This window comes from Vibrio natriegens NBRC 15636 = ATCC 14048 = DSM 759 (assembly GCF_035621455.1).
In the GTDB taxonomy this organism is placed as follows: Bacteria; Pseudomonadota; Gammaproteobacteria; order Enterobacterales; family Vibrionaceae; genus Vibrio; species Vibrio natriegens.
In genome coordinates, this window is record NZ_CP141823.1 from 1,152,652 (window position 1) to 1,173,271 (window position 20,620).

Consider the following 20,620-nt stretch of genomic DNA (forward strand, 5'->3'; position numbering starts at 1 on the left):
CATTGATATCGTAAGCACTCCTAATGATTTAGATGGTTAGGATAGGAGCTGTTTAATCGTCAAAGGTGCGTCAGTAACTTCGAGCCTTTGCGCCGCTGTGAGACCTTCTTTATCTTGATAGCACAAATTATGCCAAGCTCTGAAGATGTCTAAAAGAGGTAATAGACCTCCAGGTCTTAATTTGCGACGCGGCTCGTTGATGAAGCTTTCAAAAAGTAGCTGGAATCGATTTTGGTAGAATTGCACTTGTCGTGTTGTTGCAACATTGAACCATTTTTCAGGCTCATTATGATCACCTGCGAGGTAACAAATGCCCTTGCTGTTATCTCCTTGGTTAGAGATAGCCCAACGGTCTCGCCACCAACTCATATAAGCAATATCAATTTTACCGAATGGTAATCGCATGTCCCATGCCGGATCTTCGTCGACGTACATTAAATCAATATTTTTTTCTTTAATACGAGACAAACAGACGCTCAATGCCGCAGAGCGAAGCAGCGGATCCTGAGGCATGTAGATAGACACGCGTTTGCTCGGGCTGCACATATCGAGGACATGTAAATAATGCGCGTACGAAGTATAAGGTGGTCGAATAATCGCGCCTTTTGATGGGTAATGAAATACGGCCAGATTCCCCAGCGGATCTTCCACATTACCGCGAGCCAAAATGGTCTGGTATTTCTGGTCGATGCGTTCACGAAGTTTGCTTGAGGGCGCCGCTGGTGGCTCGCTGGCTTCTGCCGTGTACTCTTGTGAGACAAAACGAGATACCTGATCGTACGGGTTATGATCAACGCTACCCGTTGGCTCTTCATCAGAAGCGTAGTTAACGTGTTGGCAGAGAATATAACCGGAATGCGCTTCACCGGAGACGATCCAGTATACGCCGTTGTTACTCTTCGGCTGTAAAGCGATGTAATTTGACGCTAACTCGTAGCGATTTGCATGGTTTACCCAGCGAGCATCAATCGTCGCTAATTTACGGCGACAGCGACTCGCAATATGATCTACATGATCATAAAACGTTTTCGGGTTGATACTGAGTTTGCGGCAGATCTCGCGGACAGAGTAACCCGTGAATAGCAGCGCCATCAGGTTCTCTTGGAACTGTAGCTTCTTGTTCGCACCGGACCACTTATCGACGAAGGTACTTTGGCACGCTTTACAACGGTAACGCTGGCGATCGCCACTGTAACCGAACGCGTGGTAGAGGTGTTTATGAGTATGGACTGAGAGCCCGAAGTTATCGCAGTCATTATTGCGACAAGCAGGTAGGCCGTCACTATGAACGTGCCGCAGACGATGAAGTTCGTTCACGACATCGCGATTGTTAAGTAAGGGGGGGAAAGCTCCACATTCACGGCATACCATCGCCGGACGCTTGGGGTTAGCATGTTGCAGAACGTAACGTTTTGCATCACTCAATCCAAAGTTGTCACACGCCAATGTTTTACAAAAGTTGAGTTGTAACCCATCTGCATCTTTTGGCAGTTCGCCGTTAGACACGATCGCCCCCTCTGGGTAATTCGGGCAGCCAGTCAGGCACTGGCTGCAAATAACAAATGACTTAGATGTTGATTGCGGTTTCTAGTGCAACTTTCATCATGTCGTTGAATGACTTTTGACGCTCTTCAGAGCTTAGTTTTTCGCCACGGATGATGTGGTCAGAAACCGTTAGGATAGTCAGTGCTTTAGCACCTAAATCAGCAGCTACGCCGTAGATACCTGCCGCTTCCATATCTACACCTAGGATACCCAGTTTTTCCATCTTCTCGAAGATGTCTGCTTCTGGTGTGTAGAACAGGTCAGCAGAGAACACGTTACCCACTTTAACTGGTACTTCTTGCTGGCGAGCTTGTTTTACTGCTTCTTCTAGCAGACCGTAGTCAGCAATTGCCGCGAAGTCGTGGTTGTTAAAACGGATACGGTTAACTTTTGAGTCTGTAGAAGCACCCATACCGATAACAACGTCCATCAGGTTTACATCGTCACGGACAGCACCACAGCTACCAACACGGATAACGTTTTTCACGCCGTACTCAGCGATCAACTCGTGTACGTAGATGCAGCATGATGGGATACCCATACCGTGGCCCATAACTGATACTTTTTTGCCTTTGTAAGTGCCAGTGAAGCCGAACATGTTTCGAACGTCACAAACTTGCTTCACATCTTCCAGGAACGTTTCTGCAATGTATTTAGCTCGCAAAGGATCGCCAGGCATTAGAACTGTTTCAGCGAAATCACCTGGTTGTGCGTTGATGTGTGGGGTTGCCATAAGTGCTCTCCAAAGTTTTGTTTGATAAAACAGACCCTAGTATAGATGCCTGTTACCAATTCTGTTGAATTCGTTCGTTTTCGTTGAGGCAATAATATCGGGGAGTACACCTTACCCTTGAGAGGTTGGTCACAAAAAGCGCCCTTATGGAAGCTAGCACTAATCATTATAACTAAATCTGTTGAAAGCAAAAAGGCAATCGATTTGCTTGACGCAGGTTTGTTGACGGCGCACACAGAATTGCTGGTTTGAGCGGAAATTCTTTTTTGATTATCGGTGATCGAAATTCAAATTAGCTAAGTAAAACGATTAAATTGTACAATTTATTTTCTTGTACAATGAAAACTAACTTGCTATAAGTTATACAACAAAACCTTTTGTATAGGGATGGCGTTACTATGGAATCTTCAATCAAAGTTGGTATCAGTTCTTGTGTACTTGGTGAGCGTGTTCGTTTTGATTCTGGCCATAAGGTCAGCAACTTTGTGACTAAAGAGCTCAGCAATTACTTCGATTTCGTTTCTGTTTGTCCAGAGGTTGGCGTTGGCATGCCTGTACCTCGACCTACTATTCGTCTGATTTCTGATGCAGAGCGAGTCGCGTTGGTTGAAACAAAAAATCCTGAGAATGATCACACTGACAACATGCTGGCGTACTCGGCTAATAAAGTAGATGAGTTACAGGAGCAGCAGCTATGTGGCTACATTGTGTGTGCCAAGTCGCCTACTTGTGGTATGGAACGGGTTAAAGTTTACAGCAAGAATAATGCTTCTAAAGAAGGGGTGGGGCTGTACACGCAAACGCTAATGCAAAAGATGCCATGGTTGCCAGTTGAAGAAGATGGCCGCTTAAATGATCCTGTGCTTAAAGAGAATTTCATCACTCGCGTTTACTGCCTGAATGACTTTTATCAATCCATGGCCGGTGAGCCGACCCGTGGCAAAATTATTGATTTCCACTCTCGTTATAAGTTAACGCTAATGGCCCATCACCCAGAATCATACCGAGCGTTGGGCCGTTTAGTGGCAGAAGTTGCCAACTACGAGATTGAAGATTTTTATGCAGAGTATCGTTTGGGGCTAATGAAGGCACTTTCGAACCGTGCCAGTCGAAAAAATAACACCAATGTATTGATGCACCTTCAGGGTTACTTTAAACGTGCCTTAACTAAAGACGAAAAAGAAGAGTTAGCGACGGTTATTCACGATTATCGCACGGGCCTATTGCCTTTGCTCGCACCGCTAACACTGATTAAACACTATCTAAATACTTACCCAGACGAGTATTTACAGAAACAAAAATTTTTAGAGCCGCACCCGCAGGAGATGAGATTACGTTATGGTTTGTAGTTCAGAAGGAAAACTGTACGCAATTAGAGATGTTGCAGAGATAACCGGAGTAAAGCCCGTCACTTTGCGAGCTTGGCAAAGGCGATACAGTTTGATTCAGCCGCAGCGGACAGATAAAGGGCATCGTTTGTATCGCCAGCAGGATATTGACACGATTAAAGAGATACAAAGTTGGCTGGCGAAAGGCATCGCAATTGGCAAGGTAAAAGGCCTACTGGGAAAAGCCGATGAGTTAGACATGAGCGCTGAGCCTGCGACTTTAGAAGAAGTGGAAACGTTGCTGTCTGCATTATCTGATCTGAATCATGCCAAGACGGAGAGTGTACTGTCATCGGTAATGAAGGAGTATCCTCTCAATTTAGTCGTTGAGCAGTTTATTGAGCCGGTATTTGAAGCGCTAGATCTCGTGAAAGGATCGCTGCGCTCAATACAGATGGGGTTGTTCCAGACATGCCTGATCAAACGGTTGGCCCTTATCGTTGACTCTGAAAACAAGGCATCTTCAAAAGGAAAGTGTTTGCTGGTTTGCTTTGAACAAACCCGAGAAGCAGAGAGTTGGATTCAAGCCGCAATACGTTGTGAGCAAGGTTATCACACAACCTTAATTGCTAACGTTAATGACATTTCAGGCTTGGCAGAGCATCAGGTTGTCGATCGTTATCAACGTATATTTTTGTTTTCTAATAAAGCACTACCAGCCAAACAGGTTGAGGTGTTAAAAGCGATGCGAACGCAATTCCCCAACCAGATTCAATGTTCAGAAGTCATAGAGAAGCTTCATTTTGAACAGGCAGAGAATAGCTAAGGAGACATCATGATTCTGGTATGGTTTCGACGTGATTTAAGAACGTTAGACCACACGGCTTTGCAAGCGGCCCTGGACTCTGGGCAGCCTGTTGTCGCCTGTTTTATCGCGACGCCTCAGCAGTGGCAATCGCACGATATGGCTCCGATGCAGGCGGATTTGATTGCTCGTCGCTTAGAGCACCTGAATCAAGAGCTAGCAGAGCTTAACATTCCGTTTTTGTATGCAGAAGTCGACAATTTCTCCGGTTGCAGCGCCGTCATCGGCCGTTGGGTGAAAGCCCTAAATGCCACGAGCGTCATGGCAAATATCCATTATGAAGTGAACGAGCAGGAGCTTGATCGAGAAGTCTCTGATGCATTAAACCAATCAGGTGTGCGCTTTGAGTTGTTCCATGATAAGTGCGTTCATGCACCAACGACGGTTTTGAACAAGCAGGGCGACTACTTTAAGGTGTTTAGTCCCTTCAAACGAGCCTGGTTGCAGAAGTTTCAATTACCAAGAGTTGCAAAACCCTATCCCCAGTCACCGCTTTCACCGCAAGTATTGAAAGAGATAGAGGGTGAGTGTTTTGATGATAATTTTACGTTCAATTACCCACGTGAACCTAGCGAGCATTGGTTGGCTTCAACGAGTGACATACTGAATCAGTTAAGAACGTTTGCTCGTGAGCGAAGTGATGAATACCGCGAGCAGCGTGACTTCCCGGCCATTGATGGTACCAGTCAACTCTCTCCTTATTTGGCCATTGGCGCTTTATCTCCGAGACAATGTATTGCCAGATTGTTTGCTGAGAATGAGCAATCGGATTTAACGGAAGGCAAAGCAACATGGTTAAGTGAAATTATTTGGCGTGAGTTCTACCAACACTTGTTGGTGTTTGAACCAAAGCTTGTCAAAGGCAAAGGGTTTATTGAATGGGAAGACAAGATTCAGTGGTCTTACGACGAGAAGGCGTTTGAGCGCTGGAAGACCGGCACTACAGGTTACCCAATTGTAGACGCCGCAATGCGTCAGTTGAACCAAACTGGCTGGATGCACAATCGCTTACGCATGATAGTCGCGAGTTTCCTGACCAAAGATCTTCACATTGATTGGCGCTGGGGTGAAAAGTACTTTATGAGTCAGCTTGTCGATGGTGATTTTGCAGCCAATAATGGAGGGTGGCAATGGTCTGCGTCGACCGGTTGTGATGGTCAGCCTTATTTCCGAATTTTTAATCCTGTTAGTCAGGGAGAAAAGTTCGATGCTGATGGATGCTTTGTGCGTCATTGGGTGCCAGAAATAAAGAGCGTACCGAACAAGTTCCTCCATAAACCATGGACTTGGGAAGGCTTTTCTTTACTGGATTATCACACTCCGATGGTTGATCATAAAGCAGAAAGAGAGATAACCTTACGGCTCTTTAAAAGTGCCAAGGAATAGAGTGAAATGCTTAGCAAGAAGCGGTCGATGAGTATCGCGAAACGAACCCTGTTATCAGTCTCATTGTCATTAGTGAGTGGATTGTCATTCGCTAAGATGTACGAGTTACCTTCAGACAGCAGTCGTCTTATTGGTCGTATTGAAAACCACGTTGTGCAAAACGGGGAAACCATGGCCAATATTGCTAAGTTATATGACGTCGGTATGCTGGGTTTAATGGCCGCGAATAAAGGCGTAGACCCTTTTCTTCCTCAAGAAGGGCATGTTCTGACGGTTCCTACCCAACTCATTCTTCCGGACGTTGCTCACCAGGGCATCGTTATCAATCTGGCCGAGTTACGCCTGTACTATTTCCCGGCTAACGAGAACGTCGTGCACGTATTCCCCGTTGGGATTGGACGTATAGGGCGTGACACTCCGGTGATGTCAACCAGTGTCAGTCAGAAGCGTCCTAATCCGACGTGGACACCACCAGCTTCTATTCGTGCTGAATACAAAGCAAAAGGCATTAACTTACCCGCGGTAGTCCCTTCTGGCCCTGATAACCCGTTGGGTATGTTCGCATTGCGTTTAGCTTACGGGAACGGCGAGTACCTTATTCATGGTACCAACAAAGATTTTGGTATTGGTATGCGTGTCAGCGCAGGTTGTATCCGTATGGAGCCAAGCGACATTGAATGGCTATTTGAACAAGTACGTCGAGGCGAAAAAGTCACGGTTATTAACCAACCGGTTAAAGTGGCGTTAGAACCAGACAGAAGTGTCTTTATTGAAGCTCACGAACCATTAACTCGCAGCAACGGTAAGAAAGATGAATTGGAATTACCGAAAGAGTTAGGCTGGTGGTTAAGTGAATTTGGTATGAAGGATGTGAAGGCAAAAGCAGTGATTGCCGCGCAGAATGGAGTACCAGTAGAAATAACCGCGCCGTGAGGCGCGGCATAACACTATAACTTACTTAGTGTAAGATTGAGCGATGTTGTCGATACGCTCATTAGCACGTGCAGCTTCTTCTTGAGCAGACATTGCTGCGTCTTTAGACATTTGAACGTCAGATTGAAGAGTTTGTACGTCTTGGCTTAGCATGCTAACTTGATTGCTTAGTTCGTCTAGTTTAGCTGTAGTTGCGTCATCAGAAGAAGCACAACCTGCTAGTAGAAGTACTGAAGTTGCTGCAGCTGCGATCAACGTTTTGTTCATATAAGAACTCCTTGCTTATAGTGAAAGTCTCGCTCCATAGTTTTTGTTAGAGGCGAGGTTAAATGTGGATACATTGTATCAGTACATGATGTAGCAAAAGTCAAAAAAATCCAAGAATTTCATGGAGTACCTGACGTTAACTTTTACCTGAGCCTAACAAAAGGCAGTATTCAACCCTTCATTGACTCCAACAACAGTCTTCATGGCAGGTATTTTTGCCACGTTCCTGATATCAATAATTTAGACGATATTGACGCAAATGAAAGCTTCTCTCCGCAAATAAACGCAATATGCATGGATAAGCCTTAATAATCCGCGTATTCGCCATGACAGCCGTATATTGATGAACATAAGTTTAGGGCATAGATTGAAGCTGTGCCGCCCGAACTTGTATGAGTCTCAAAAGTAACTCTATTTTTTCTTCAATAATTAGTTTGTGTGATCTCTATCTATACTCCTATGATTTGCGGTATTATAGCGGGCTTTTATTTATTGCTACGTTAGAGCGGAATGACATTACAGAGCGCTCATATTGACTGATTTATTGGAGAATACTTTGCAATTTAAAGATCTAGGCCTAGACAACCGATTGTTGAAGAACCTAAAACACTACGATTTCAAAAAAGCGACTGAGATCCAACAGCAAGCAATTCCTGTTGCGATTGCAGGCAAGGATCTATTGGCATCTTCGAAAACGGGTTCGGGCAAGACTTTGGCGTTTGTATTGCCGATGCTTCACAAGTCACTTAAGACAAAATCATTTTCTGCTAAAGACCCTCGAGCTGTCATTCTGGCGCCAACGCGTGAATTGGCTAAACAAGTATATGGTGAGCTTCGCTCGATGCTTGCCGGCTTGTCCTACGAAGCAGCCTTAATTCTTGGTGGCGAAAACTTTAACGATCAGGTGAAAGCGCTGCGTCGTTACCCTAAATTCATCGTGGCAACACCAGGGCGTTTAGCTGACCACTTAGAGCACCGTTCTTTATACCTTGAAGGTTTAGAAACCCTGATTCTGGATGAAGCGGACCGTATGTTGGATCTGGGCTTCGCACCAGAGCTTCGCCGTATTCATAATGCCGCTAAACACCGCCGTCGTCAGACTTTGATGTTCTCGGCTACGCTCGATCACGCGGAAGTAAACAGCATTGCCTCTGAGATGCTGAATGCACCAAAACGTATTTCTATCGGTGTTTCTAACGAAGAGCACAAAGATATCACTCAGAAATTCTACTTGTGTGATCACCTAGATCACAAAGAAGCGATTCTTGAACGTGTCCTTGCAGAAGCCGAATACCGTCAGGTCATCATCTTTACCGCAACACGAGATGATACTGAGCGCCTTACAGCGAAGCTGAACGAGAAAAAACTCAAGGCAGTAGCTCTGAGCGGCAACTTAAATCAGACTCAACGTAATACCATTATGAGCCAGTTTGAGCGCGCGGTGTTTAAGATTCTTGTCACCACTGATGTAGCCTCTCGTGGTTTGGATATTGCGACAGTGACGCACGTTATTAACTTTGATATGCCGAAGCACACGGAAGAATACGTTCACCGTGTTGGCCGTACTGGGCGTGCAGGTAATAAAGGTGATGCGATTTCTCTTGTTGGTCCAAAAGACTGGGATAGCTTTAAACGTGTTGAAGCATACCTGCAGCAAGATTTGTCGTTCTCCGTTTTCGAAGACTTAAAAGGCAAGTTCAAAGGTCTGAAGCCACGCAAGCCGGATATGCGTAATAAGAAAGGCGCGACGAAAAAAGCACGTCCTCAAGCTAAGAAAGTTGCGAAGAAGCCAGTTAAGCGCGACAAGACCTTCTACAAAACTGTGTCTGTTGGTGATGATGTTTTCATCCCTAAAAAGAAGCCAGCAGAACCGAAAGCAGAAGATTAATTTCTAGATTCTTAATGCTGTTTTAAGCAAGAAAAAGCTCCGCAATCGCGGAGCTTTTTGATATTTCTGAGTCAGAAAAACCAGCTACTAAATCTGGAATTGCTTCAGTTCCTGCTGCTGTTTTTCTGCTAAGCCAGACAGCTCTTGCGCCGCTGCCGCTGACTGAGTAATGCCTGTGACGTTCTCGCTGACCAGCTGATAGATGTTTGACAGGTTATTGTTGATGTCTGTTGTGACCTGTTTCTGTTCTTCTGAGGCTGTCGCTACGTGCGTGTTAATGGTGTTCAGTTCAGAGATAGACTGACTGATGTTATTTAATGAAAGGCTGACTTCTTCAGCGATAGCTTGGTTGTCTTTTAACATAGCCAGGCTAGAGTGCATGCTTTCGTTTGCTGTCCCGGATTGTTGTTGAAGCTCCTCAATGATGACCTGGATTTCTTTGGTGGATTCTTGAGTTCTGGCCGCGAGCATGCGCACTTCATCCGCGACAACTGCAAAGCCACGTCCACTTGCCCCTGCACGAGCGGCTTCTATTGCGGCATTTAGTGCCAGTAAATTCGTTTGCTCAGAAATGCCTTCTATTACCTCTATAACGCGTCCAATTTGCTCTGACTGTTCTTTTAACGAAGTGACAACTACTGCTGCAGCATTGAGTTGTTCAGCCATTTTTGCGCTTGCACGCGTGCTCTCTTCGAACATGTTTAAGCTTTCTGTGGCAAGCTGTCGAGCTTCTGTTGACGCGGTGTCAGCCGACTGGGCATTGTTGGATACTTCAGTCGCAGCCGATTCCAATTGGTTAATCGCTGAGGCCACTTGTTCGACTTCCTGCTTTTCATGATCGGAATTGACACTGCTTTGTGTCATGACTGTGGCTAACTCGGTAGATGCGGAAGCGACATCTTCGCTGATACGCACTAGTGATCTGACCGTGTTACGCAGCTGTTCGATAGTCTGATTCACATCTTGAGCAAGCTGGGATACTTCGTTGTTGCCAATTTCCTCAGCGTTTACGAGCAGGTTGCCTTTTGCTACTTCGCGCATGGTGTTTTGCAAGTTACGAATTGGGGTCACAATATAGTTGGCCAAGATCCAGCTAATAATTGATGCAACTAACAGTATCAATGCGATGGTAATAGCACTTTGAGTTAAGGTGTCAGAATGGACCTTTCCGTTGGCTTGGACGTCGCTGATTACGGTCTGATTGAGCTTTTCTGAAAGGTTGTCGATGGCGTTGATCATCTCTTCACCCGCTACTCGATATTGCTCCATAGCTGTTTCGAACGTTCGATTGAAGTCTGTCGTGGTGTATTGGCTCGCGTGCTTTTGGGTAAGTAATGGCGTCATAGTGAGGCGTGTGAAATCCACATAATGGTTCATGGCTTCGCGCATGGCGTTCACTTCTGACTGCACTCCCGGCAGATCATTAATGGAATCTAAGAATTCACGGCTTTCAGCCTGTCGCTGCGACAACTCTTGATTAAGGGATTGCACATCTTCTGCACGAAACAGGCTGTAAATGGCTTTAATGCGCATTGCATAGGTGTTATCGACAATGGCACTCAGGTCATCTTTATGAACGACAAGAGAGTGTGTGGACGTCGAAACCTTATTAAATGCTTGATCTAGCTTATTTATCCCGACAGTGAGTCCTATAACAAGTAAAACAACAGTAAATAAAACAGGTAAAAATACCTGTAACTTAATAGATAGCGTGCTTAGAAATTGACGCATAATTACCCTCAATCTGAATGAATTATTATGTTTTTTATTATTAGATTTGGATTCTAATTGCTATCTTTTTGAAATCAATAGGTTAGTGGTTTTTATCTATGCCTTAATGCTATAAGAAAAGTTTAAGTTAGAAATAATTATTCAATTGGTAATTAAAATGTAGGTAATTGGTAAAGATGAATCAGAGGTGCATGTAAGCGCCAGATTAATCGTTCATTTCCCCTACGAAATGGATAATCTGTCATAGAGGCTTCAATTAAGTGAAACACAACTGTCACATTTGAGTTCTAAAGTGAGCACCGTTCAAGTGAAACACAACGGCAATAAAGCCACTTTAAGGAAATTGTGATGAAAAAGACAGTAATCGGTGCAATCGCACTTCTAGGCGCAATGGCAGTGACTCCTGTTTCTGCTAAAGAAACTATCTCTGCAGTGGGTTCTAGCAGCGTAACTCCACTGATGGAAGTTTTCTCTGAAACATACATGAAGACGAACCCTGAAGTATTTATCGAAGTTCAGGGCCCTGGTTCTTCTGCTGGTGTTAAAGCAGCAAAAAATGGTTCGGCTGACCTAGGTATGTCTTCTCGTAACCTAAAAGACTCAGAAAAAGAACCAACTCTTATCGAAGAAGTTGTTGCTCGTGACGGTATCGCGGTTGTTGTTAACCCACAAAACAAGCTAGCAGGTCTAACTGCTGAGCAAGTAACTGCAATCTACAAAGGCGAAGTATCAAACTGGAAAGAAGTTGGTGGCGAAGACAAGCCAATCGTTGCAATCACTCGTGATACAGCTTCTGGTACTCGTGGTGCATTCGAAGACATCATGTCTCTAAAAATGAAAGTTTCTGGTAAGAAAGTTTCTGCTATCTCTCAACGTGCTCAAGTTGCTAACGGTAACGGCGCACTAAAAACTATGGTTGCTTCTAACCCATACGCAATCGGCTACATCTCACTAGGTACTGTAGACAACACAGTTCACGCACTAGCAATCGACAGTGTAGATGCAACAGTTGCTAACGTTAAAAACGGTTCTTACAAAGTAGCTCGCCCATTCCTTGTTCTTTACAAAGAAGGCAAACCATCTGCTGAAACGCAAAAATTCCTAGATTGGATGCTAACTGAAGATGCTCAAAAGCTAGTTGACCAAAACGGTTACATCTCAGTTCACTAATCTTATCGTGACACTTAAGTTTGCTCAGCCCACTGTTTAGGGCTGAGCCTTTTCATCCATAGCGTTCATTGGCTAACAACCAGAACCGTGAGATTTTTAAATGACCATCGCAACAAATAGTGAAAAGCTTATGAATACTGACGCTAAAGCTATCAGCAAGCCAGGCCTGCGCGAGAAACGTCGTGTAGACTGGAAAGAGCGTATCTTCCACGGCTTGTTCCTCACCAGTGCCGTTATCGGCATCGTATCATTGGCAGTAATTGCTTACTTTATTGTTCGAGAGAGTATTCCTGCATTTCAAGAAGTTGGGGTCTCGGGCATTGTTTTAGGTCAAAACTGGCTACCACCTGCACTTTACGGTGTTGCAACCATGATTGTTGCTTCCGTTGTTTCGACAGCTGGCGCAGTAATGGTTGGTGTTCCGGTTGGTGTTTTGACTGCAATCTTTATCGCTGAAATCGCGCCTAAGCGTTTAGCTGACGTCATTCGTCCGGCTGTAGAGCTGTTGGCGGGTATCCCTTCGGTGGTATATGGTTTCTTTGGTTTGGTTATCATCGTACCTTTGATCCAAAACATCTTTAACGTACCAGCAGGTAACACGATTCTTGCGGGTATCATCGTTCTTGGTGTTATGATTCTACCAACGGTAATTACCGTATCTGAAACGTCTATCCGTGCTGTACCTCGTGCTTACAAAGAGGGCTCACTGGCTCTAGGCGCATCTAAAATCTACACGATTTTCAAATTGCTCGTTCCTGCGGCTCGTTCAGGGATTATGACCGGTGTGATTCTTGGTATCGGTCGTGCTTTGGGTGAGACGATGGCAATCATCATGGTTATGGGTAACGCACCGGCAATGCCAGAAGGCATTCTGGACTCTGCACGTACGCTAACCGCGAACATTGCTATTGAGATGTCTTACGCAAGTGGTGTCCACGCGAACGCACTTTACGCTACTGGTGTAGTACTGCTGGTCTTCATCATGTCGTTGAACGCTGTACTTCTTTACCTAAACCGAGAAAAAGCGAAGTAATCGCTCGTTAAAGGTGACAATTATGGATCGCGCAAAACTAAAACAAGCTCGCCAGTTCAAAGATAACGTCTTTAACGCTTTCGTTTGGATCTCGGCAGGATTAACGGTAGGTTTTTTGTTCTGGATTATCTGGTACATCCTATCAAACGGTCTGCAACACGTAGATTGGAAATTCATTACTGATAACTACACTCGTACAGGTGATGAACACGGTATCTTCCCGATGATCGTGTCAACTATCTATATGGTTATCGCATCTATCGCTGTGGCTGCGCCACTCGGTATCATGACGGCAATCTATCTGACTGAATACGCAAAAGTCGGTAGCCGTTTAGTGAAAGTGATTCGATTCTGTACTGAATCCCTGGCAGGTATCCCGTCGATCATCTTCGGTCTGTTCGGTATGACTTTCTTCGTGGCAATTCTTGGTCTTGGTTTCTCGATTCTATCGGGTGCACTGACACTAAGTATTCTGATTCTGCCAGTTATCATCCGTACCACGGAAGAAGCACTAATGGCAGTGCCACAAACGTATCGTGAAGGCTCGTACGGCCTTGGCGCTTCTAAAATTTACACTATCTGGCGTTTGATTCTTCCGAGCGCAATGCCAGGTATCTTAACCTCGGTCATTCTTAGTATTGGTCGTGTCATTGGTGAGTCTGCTCCAGTATTCCTGACAGCAGGTATGGTGGCTCGTATTCCTGATTCTTTACTCGATTCAGGTCGTACGCTAACCGTTCACCTTTACAAACTCACTACCGAACTGTTTACCGTTGAGGAATGGAATCAGGCTTACGGTACGGCAACGGTGCTTATTGTGGTTGTTCTTTTGATCAACATGGTGACTAAACTGATTGCAAGACGTTTTAACACTGCAACTTACTAACAAAACAAATTAAGAACGCACGTTAAAAGACACGAATTTAAGATTTAAGAGATTAAGAACATGAACAAGTTTGATATTGAAAACCTAGACCTTTTTTACGGTGAAAACCAAGCACTGAAATCAATCAACCTGCCTATTCCAGTTCGTCAGGTAACGGCACTAATCGGCCCGTCAGGTTGTGGTAAGTCAACACTTCTGCGTTGTTTGAACCGTATGAACGACCTGATTGAAGGCGTAACCATTACTGGTAAGCTGGCGATGGATGGTGAAGACATCTACGGCAATATTGATGTCGCGGATCTTCGTATTAAAGTCGGTATGGTATTCCAGAAGCCAAACCCATTCCCAATGAGCATTTACGAGAATGTGGCTTATGGCTTACGTGCTCAAGGTGTTAAAGACAAAAAGTACATTGATGAAGTGGTTGAGCGTTCACTACGTGGCGCAGCACTTTGGGATGAAGTGAAAGATCGTCTTAAGTCACACGCTTTTGGTCTTTCTGGTGGTCAGCAGCAGCGTCTGTGTATTGCACGCACAATCGCTATGGAACCTGATGTGATCCTTATGGACGAGCCAACGTCGGCGCTTGACCCAATTGCAACGCACAAAATCGAAGAATTGATGGAAGAGCTGAAGAAGAACTACACCATCGTTATCGTGACTCACTCAATGCAACAGGCGCGTCGTATTTCTGACCGCACTGCGTTCTTCCTGATGGGAGAACTGGTTGAGCACAACGATACGCAAGTGATCTTCAGTAGCCCACAAGATGACCGAACTCAAGGTTACGTAAACGGTGACTTCGGTTAATCAACAATATTTATTGGCATAAATACATAACTATAAGCGATGGTAACTTTGCCCCTCTATATGAGGGGCTTTTTTTATAGCTTTTCAAGCTCAGGGCTAGATTGAGTTTTTTTCGCCTTTGACAGCTTATTAATATTGTCGAGTAAAGAATCTGAATTCCAAGGTTGCTGCTCGGCACTGAAGCGGGCTTGATTCATCACTTCTAGATCGTGCTTCACCGCTTCCACGACTTCTGAATTCAACGATTCACGGTTTGCATCTAAATATTCGTTAATGGCTCTTTCGATTTTGGCGGCATCGCCTTGCTTGATAACAGCCTTGAGCCCGTCAACGTTCAGAGGAGCTTGCGAATTTATCTCTTGATTTTTACTTTCGTGAGGACGCTTTTTCCAAACCACAACCGTGATGATAGATGTTATTACCCACAGTCCTGCGAAGACAAAAGTGAGCACTCGCCATAGTTCACTGACGCCACCTTGAGCAGGAGGAGTCACTGTCGTTGCTGGCGTTTGTGGCAGAGTTGTTTCTGGCAGGGTAATCAAGCCCATATCACTTTGCTCTACATCCAGTTCAATGGCCTCTATCGTCGCCTTTTTGGCTTCGTCCTGAATGCTGTTCCACCAGTTTAGTGTATAACCGGGCAGGGAATAAGTGCCTACTTCCGTTGGTATGATCACTTGTTTCACCGTCATGACCAGAGTGCCATCTCGCGTCGTTGCAAACTGCGGTTGTTCTGGATACACACGCAGTGACGTTGGGTAATCCATATCAATTCGAGGTAAGAACTCTGCTTGGGTTCCACGCGCCTTGATTTGAATAGTGCGAGTGATGGAAGAGCCTTGCTTTACTTTATTCAGTTCATTTGGCGATAACTTGTTACCCTGGTCGTCTTGCCAACTTTGCGTCATCTCTAACGCTGAGGCTGGCAACCATTTCCCCTGAAACTCCGCAGGAATGGCTTTGACCGTAATCGGCATTTGTTCAATGTTGGTTTTGATTGGCATGACCTTGGTCGAACCCGTCAGGCTATCACCGTAAATGTACGAACCTGTCAGCTGTGGACCATTTAACGTGTAAGTGCCGGCAGTATCCGCGGTCAAACGAAAAGATTGCTCTACAACCGTCACTTCAAGCCCATCCATGACTTGCTGACCTTGTTGCATTTCTCCAACGGGTTCGAGTTTCATCCCGTCAATGCTAGGTGGAATGATCTTAGGGTTGTCCAAGCGACGAGTATCCGCTTTGATAATGAGCCGCATACGTAAGTTTGCCGATTGCTGCGGGTATAAAGTATGGTTGTCGACGCTCATTGAGAAGCTGAACAGATCGTCGAGATCAGGTTCCGTTTGACTCGCGGTTACTCGCAATTTAATTGGCTCAGTACTCATTCCGTCCACGGCAAAGCTAGGAATGGTTAACACTCCTTCTTTCATCGGAGCGATAGAGATGCTCCACTCGGTACGTAAATATTTACGACCATTAATATTATTGCTGGAGCGGCCGTAGCGAGGTTGCCCTAAGAAAAAGTCTTTATCTAATACACTGAAATCGATCGCGTCGGAACTCAACTCCGTGTCAGCCATGATTCTCAGGTTGATGACTTCGTTTTTCACGGCTTGAGTTTTGTTGACACTCGCTTCGAGACTTTGAGCCATTGCCGAAATACTCGATAACACGCTGGTCAAAAAAATAAAAACCAGCATTACGCCTTTTTTCATCACAGGCTTACCACTCCTTTTGCGATTGTTGCGGACGTTGTTTTTGCTGCGCTTGCAGCTGCATTTGTGCACGAATCAGAAAGCTTGGATCGCGCGCGCTTTCTACTGCCTCCAGGCGGCGGAATTCAGGATCATCCTGCTGTGATTGGTCTGGTTGAGCCTGAACCTTCATCGGTTGACCGTCTTGCTCAGACGTATTGTCGTCTTTTTGATGGTTGCTTTTTGACTCTTTTTGTTGGTTTTCCTTTTTATTTTCAATGTCTTGACGATTTTGTGACTGTTGTCCTTGCTCCTGAACCTGATCATTTTGAGACTGTTGCTGCTGTTGCTGCTGTTGCTGCTGTTGCTGCTGTTGCTGCTGTTGCTGCTGTTGCTGCTGTTGCTGCTGTTGCTGCTGTTGCTGCTGTTGCTGCTGTTGCTGCTGTTGCTGCTGTTGCTGCTGTTGCTGCTGTTGCTGCTGTTGCTGCTGTTGCTGCTGTTGCTGCTGTTGCTGCTGTTGCTGCTGTTGCTGCTGTTGCTGCTGTTGCTGCTGTTGCTGCTGTTGCTGCTGTTGCTGCTGTTGCTGCTGTTGCTTCAATTTCTCCTCTACTACCGAGAGGTTTTTCTTCGCTGAGTCGAAATCGGGTTTTTCTTTGATCAATTCTTTGTATAGGTCCGCAGCTTCTTCGAGCTGACCATTTTGCGCCAGAGCATTCGCGAGGTTATAACGCCCTTCAAATGATGGATTGTCAGAAAACGCTTTGATTGCCATTTCATAATCTCCGCTTTGGTAACTCGCTGCACCTTTCCAATTTGGATCGGTAAACACGCTTTTGGCCTTCTCAAATTCGCCTTTTTGATAGAGCTCGGCACCTTGCTGGTTTTCATTTAAGAATGGGTTTGCTTCAACCTTAGCAGTCCAGGTCAATGGCGTAAGTCCGGCGATAAATAGCCAAATGACACCGCGACGGAAAAGCAAAGCAGCAGGAAGTAACAGCAACGGTAATAACCAAAAACCATTATTCATTCTCGATCCAGTTTGCACTTCTTCGTTTTGTTTCGCGGCAAAGCTATTGCCCATTTGATTGGTAAAATCTGCAATAGTTTCGACATCCCGGTTGTTATATTGAATCGGAATAAATAGTCCGCCAGTTTTATTGGCGAGCGTCTGCAGGTTTTTTAAATTTGTTTTCGCGACTACCGTTGTCCCTTGGCTATTCTTGAGCAGGGAGCCATTTGGCAGCGCAATTGGTGCACCATTTGCTGTGCCTATTGCAAGGACAGATACACGGAATTTTTTACCTTTTAGCAGGTTAAGTGAGTTGGTTAGTTCAGCATCGTCAAGATCGTCGGCTAATACAATAATGTCACCTTGATTGGTTCCTGCTTGAGAAAACTGATTTAACGCCAACTGAATTGCAGATGGCAGGTTAGCCCCTTGAAAAGGCATCAAGTCAGGGGATAAGTTCTCGATAATGCCAGCTAACGTGTTTGAGTCGGTTGTGAGCGGGCTCAAGCTGTACGCATCACCAGCGTAGGCGACAAGCCCTGTTGCACCTTCTTTCCAGTTAGGCAGCAAGTCTAGAGCTTTATAGCGAGTTTGCGCTAATCGGTCTGGTTTGATATCCGTTGCATACATGGATCGCGACATATCGAGAACCAAAATGCGGTTTTGACTCAATTTAAAGCTTGGGCGTTCATTCGATTGCCAACTTGGGCCTGCCAGTGCAATACAAGCTAAGGCCCAGGTGACTCCCCAAACGGTAAAGGTGTGCTTTGATTGCACAGTGTTTCCCAACACTTTCGCTAAATGAGGAGCAATAAGCGTTGTTCTTTTGTCCGTCAATTTTTTATTTAGCGTGAGCGCGATGGGGATCGCGATCAGTCCAGTCAGCCAAAGTGGGTGGAGGAAAATAAACTCAGACATGTTTTCTCCTTAGGAAGAATAACAACACAGATACTCCCAATGCTGCGCTCAGTGGGTAGCGGAACCATTCGGATTGAGGACGCCACGTTTGTGTGTCGTTGGAGACAGGTTCTAATTGATTAATGGTTTCGTAGATGTTTTCAAGCTGCTCGGCATCTCTTGCGCGGAAGTATTGACCACCCGTGACTTCAGCAATTTGGGTCAGGGTCTTTTCATCGAGATCGGCTGCGGTATCGACTTTTCGCGTCATAAAAAACTCTTTGACCATCATTTCACCCGCACCCACGCCCACGGTATAAATCGTCGCGTTGTATTTCTTGGCGATTTCCGCTGCCTCAATAGGGTCCAATACGCCTGCGGTATTTCCGCCGTCACTGAGCAAAACCATCACTCGCTGAGGTGCGTTACTATCGACAAATGTTTTGGTCCCTAAACCAATGCCGTCACCCATTGCGGTGCTTTGCCCAACTAAGCCAATAACGGTTTGGTTGATTTGTTGTATGACTGCTTGTCGATCTGCGGTAAGGGGTGTTTGTAAATAGGCATGATCGCCAAACAATACAACACCTAAGCGATCGCCTTTACGCTTCGCGACGAAATCAGATAAGACTTTTTTTACAGCGGTAAGCCGGTCGGTAAACTCACCGTCCAAATTCATGTCTTCTTTTTGCATTGAACCTGAAAGGTCAACGACCAACATTAAGTCTCGGTATTTCGGTTGAAACTCTATTGGATCGCCAAACCAAACTGGTCGTGCACAGGCGATGATTAGTAACGTCCATATAGCAATGGACAAGGTCTTTTGCAGCTTTTGTTTCGGCTTGTTGCTGTGTGTATTGTCTGGTAAATAAGCCAGTTTAATCTCTGCTTGCTGGCTTTCTCGTGGTAACAGCTTGTAAACAAGCAAAGGTAGGGGCAGTAAAATCAGTGCCCACCACCAGACAAATTCAATATTCAACCATTGGCTAAGGCCGGTTGCTAAGGTTTGCTCAGTCACGGGTGTTGGCCTTTTTCTTCGGTGGCAAAGCGTAGCTGACCCAGAAAACACAGTCTTCAATTAAATCCTGGTGCTCTCCCTGAGGGGATTTCTGATATAAGGTGGCCTGCCACTGTTGTTGTTTATCTAAGAATCGACTCTCTTCGGTATGGTTATCAAGAAATTCATACCAAGCAGCGCCAGTGAGCGGTGCAATATCTTCGCGAGGAAAGTAACTCAACGCTGCCTGACGTAAGATCTCTAAAGCAGAAGAAGGGGTATGAGGCGTGACTGAGTTTGTCAGAAGCTTCAGTGCTGTTCGTTTAGCGAGCAGACGCTTAGTGCGCCATTTGATATAGAGATACACACCCAAAATAGTTAGGACAATACCTGCAATCAGTGCCCACCATCCCCAAGCAAGTGGAAACCAATCCGGCGCATTAGGTAAAATTAAAGGTTCTAGGTTTAAGCTTTGGTTATTTGTTGTCATTGTTATTACTGCTATTAGAAGAAGGCTGCTAGCTTAGTTGCTGGATTAATGGAGAGCCACTAGAGAGGCTGTTAAATGGAATCGCCATCGAATGGCATAGTTGTTTGATGGATTCCTGATGAGCGGTAAAGTACGATTCAAGCTCACTTCTCTCTCCTTTGGAGCCAAAGTTGAACCACTGACTACGACGACCATCAGAGGCTTTTACTTGTCCTCGGAAGTCCGTCTCTCCCTTTTCTAATGGGTCAAAAAACTGAATGGCTCGAACAGAGTTGTGTTGTTTCAGCCGACGCAATTGAGTCAGTTCTTTTTCACCCGATTGTGAGAAATCACTCAGCAAAATTAGCTCACTGCCTTTAGGTGTGAGCGTGTGGAGTGTTTCGAATACTTGTGAATAAGGCATCGAACGGCTTCCATTTTCTTCTAAGAGCGACAGCTGTTCATTATGTATGTTTAGAATGGCATGAAGGATCCGCAAACCCTGTTTTTGTAGAGAAGACGGACGAAACTCCAGGCATTGATGCCCGTCATCAATGACAGCCCCAATACGGTCTTTCTTCGCCAGCGTTAGCCAGATTAATACACTGGCAAAATGGGCCAGTTGAACGGACTTCAGTACATACTTTGAGCCAAAGTAAAGACTTGAGCTCAAGTCGATGTATAAAATCACCGCTTGCTCTTTGTCTTCGGCGAACAATTTAGTGTGCGCTTTGCCCGTGCGTGCGGTGACGCGCCAATCAATACTGCGAATGTCGTCTCCGGCCTGATATTGGCGTACTTCCATAAAGTCCATACCACGACCTTTCTGCCGACTGGTATGGCTACCGCTCATCTGTGACCAAATACTTTGCGCTGGTGGTAACCATCGGATCGATTGGGTCCGATGATGCAGCAGTTCTTCTAAGGTTAATGTCACCCCATTAGCATGAGGTGGCAATGGCTCTTTTGCTGACAT

At 45.3% G+C, this 20,620-nt stretch carries 18 protein-coding genes; 9 read left to right on the plus strand and 9 right to left on the minus strand.

Features of this window, described 5'->3' with window-relative positions; translation table 11 throughout:
- Positions 1-36 precede the first annotated feature (36 nt).
- Positions 37-1,506: a hypothetical protein gene (locus VER99_RS19590; protein WP_014234921.1), complete on the minus strand. Its 1,470-nt coding sequence runs from the start codon at positions 1,504-1,506 to the stop codon at positions 37-39.
- 61 nt (positions 1,507-1,567) lie between these two features.
- Positions 1,568-2,278: a purine-nucleoside phosphorylase gene (gene deoD, locus VER99_RS19595; protein WP_014234920.1), complete on the minus strand. Its 711-nt coding sequence runs from the start codon at positions 2,276-2,278 to the stop codon at positions 1,568-1,570.
- A gap of 398 nt (positions 2,279-2,676) precedes the next feature.
- Here deoD and VER99_RS19600 point away from each other — a divergent pair, with 398 nt between their 5' ends.
- From VER99_RS19600 to VER99_RS19615, 4 genes are read left to right on the plus strand one after another with little or no spacing between them, the layout of a single operon-like run.
- Positions 2,677-3,627 (plus strand): YbgA family protein, encoded by a 951-nt coding sequence (locus tag VER99_RS19600; RefSeq protein WP_020333419.1) that lies wholly within the window; start codon positions 2,677-2,679, stop codon positions 3,625-3,627.
- Positions 3,617-4,432 carry a MerR family transcriptional regulator gene (locus tag VER99_RS19605; protein ID WP_020333418.1) on the plus strand — a complete coding sequence of 272 codons (816 nt, stop codon included), beginning with the start codon at positions 3,617-3,619 and terminating at the stop codon, positions 4,430-4,432. The genes VER99_RS19600 and VER99_RS19605 overlap by 11 nt, the downstream gene beginning before the upstream one ends.
- Before the next feature lie 9 nt (positions 4,433-4,441).
- A complete protein-coding gene (gene phrB / locus VER99_RS19610) occupies positions 4,442-5,857 on the plus strand; it encodes a deoxyribodipyrimidine photo-lyase (protein ID WP_020333417.1) in 1,416 nt (471 codons plus the stop codon).
- Between the two features lie 6 nt (positions 5,858-5,863).
- Positions 5,864-6,790: a L,D-transpeptidase family protein gene (locus tag VER99_RS19615; RefSeq protein WP_024372651.1), complete on the plus strand. Its 927-nt coding sequence runs from the start codon at positions 5,864-5,866 to the stop codon at positions 6,788-6,790.
- 21 nt (positions 6,791-6,811) lie between these two features.
- On the opposite strand, the gene VER99_RS19620 is transcribed toward VER99_RS19615, so the two are convergent.
- Positions 6,812-7,057 carry an Lpp/OprI family alanine-zipper lipoprotein gene (locus VER99_RS19620; protein ID WP_014234915.1) on the minus strand — a complete coding sequence of 82 codons (246 nt, stop codon included), beginning with the start codon at positions 7,055-7,057 and terminating at the stop codon, positions 6,812-6,814.
- Between the two features lie 544 nt (positions 7,058-7,601).
- Between VER99_RS19620 and VER99_RS19625 the strand changes: the two genes are divergently transcribed.
- Positions 7,602-8,945, plus strand: a complete 1,344-nt coding sequence (locus tag VER99_RS19625) for a DEAD/DEAH box helicase (RefSeq protein WP_014234914.1) — start codon at positions 7,602-7,604, stop codon at positions 8,943-8,945.
- An 87-nt stretch (positions 8,946-9,032) separates the two neighbouring features.
- On the opposite strand, the gene VER99_RS19630 is transcribed toward VER99_RS19625, so the two are convergent.
- Positions 9,033-10,676, minus strand: coding sequence for a methyl-accepting chemotaxis protein (locus tag VER99_RS19630; RefSeq protein WP_020333415.1), 1,644 nt, complete (start codon positions 10,674-10,676; stop codon positions 9,033-9,035).
- Positions 10,677-11,024: 348 nt separating this feature from the next.
- Between VER99_RS19630 and VER99_RS19635 the strand changes: the two genes are divergently transcribed.
- From VER99_RS19635 to pstB, 4 genes are all read left to right on the plus strand, one after another.
- Positions 11,025-11,846 (plus strand): phosphate ABC transporter substrate-binding protein, encoded by an 822-nt coding sequence (locus tag VER99_RS19635; RefSeq protein ID WP_014234912.1) that lies wholly within the window; start codon positions 11,025-11,027, stop codon positions 11,844-11,846.
- A gap of 100 nt (positions 11,847-11,946) precedes the next feature.
- The gene (gene pstC, locus VER99_RS19640) at positions 11,947-12,879 is read left to right on the plus strand and encodes a phosphate ABC transporter permease subunit PstC (RefSeq protein ID WP_014234911.1); all 933 of its coding nucleotides are present in this window, start codon (positions 11,947-11,949) and stop codon (positions 12,877-12,879) included.
- Positions 12,880-12,901: 22 nt separating this feature from the next.
- Positions 12,902-13,765, plus strand: coding sequence for a phosphate ABC transporter permease PstA (pstA, locus tag VER99_RS19645; RefSeq protein ID WP_014234910.1), 864 nt, complete (start codon positions 12,902-12,904; stop codon positions 13,763-13,765).
- Positions 13,766-13,825: 60 nt separating this feature from the next.
- Positions 13,826-14,575, plus strand: coding sequence for a phosphate ABC transporter ATP-binding protein PstB (gene pstB / locus VER99_RS19650; RefSeq protein WP_014234909.1), 750 nt, complete (start codon positions 13,826-13,828; stop codon positions 14,573-14,575).
- Positions 14,576-14,649: 74 nt separating this feature from the next.
- Here the strand turns inward: pstB and VER99_RS19655 are convergent, their stop codons facing one another.
- The 5 genes from VER99_RS19655 to VER99_RS19675 are packed head-to-tail and all read right to left on the minus strand — an operon-like array spanning position 14,650 to position 20,620.
- Complete coding sequence (locus tag VER99_RS19655) at positions 14,650-16,293, minus strand: BatD family protein (protein WP_020333412.1); 1,644 nt, start codon at positions 16,291-16,293, stop codon at positions 14,650-14,652.
- Positions 16,294-16,300: 7 nt separating this feature from the next.
- Entirely contained in the window at positions 16,301-18,199 is a 1,899-nt protein-coding gene (locus VER99_RS19660; protein ID WP_324707813.1) for a vWA domain-containing protein, read from the minus strand.
- Complete coding sequence (locus VER99_RS19665) at positions 18,192-19,196, minus strand: vWA domain-containing protein (RefSeq protein ID WP_020335460.1); 1,005 nt, start codon at positions 19,194-19,196, stop codon at positions 18,192-18,194. The genes VER99_RS19660 and VER99_RS19665 overlap by 8 nt, the downstream gene beginning before the upstream one ends.
- Positions 19,189-19,665, minus strand: a complete 477-nt coding sequence (locus tag VER99_RS19670; protein ID WP_020335459.1) for a DUF4381 domain-containing protein — start codon at positions 19,663-19,665, stop codon at positions 19,189-19,191. The genes VER99_RS19665 and VER99_RS19670 overlap by 8 nt, the downstream gene beginning before the upstream one ends.
- Positions 19,666-19,693: 28 nt before the next feature.
- The gene (locus tag VER99_RS19675) at positions 19,694-20,620 is read right to left on the minus strand and encodes a DUF58 domain-containing protein (RefSeq protein WP_020335458.1); all 927 of its coding nucleotides are present in this window, start codon (positions 20,618-20,620) and stop codon (positions 19,694-19,696) included.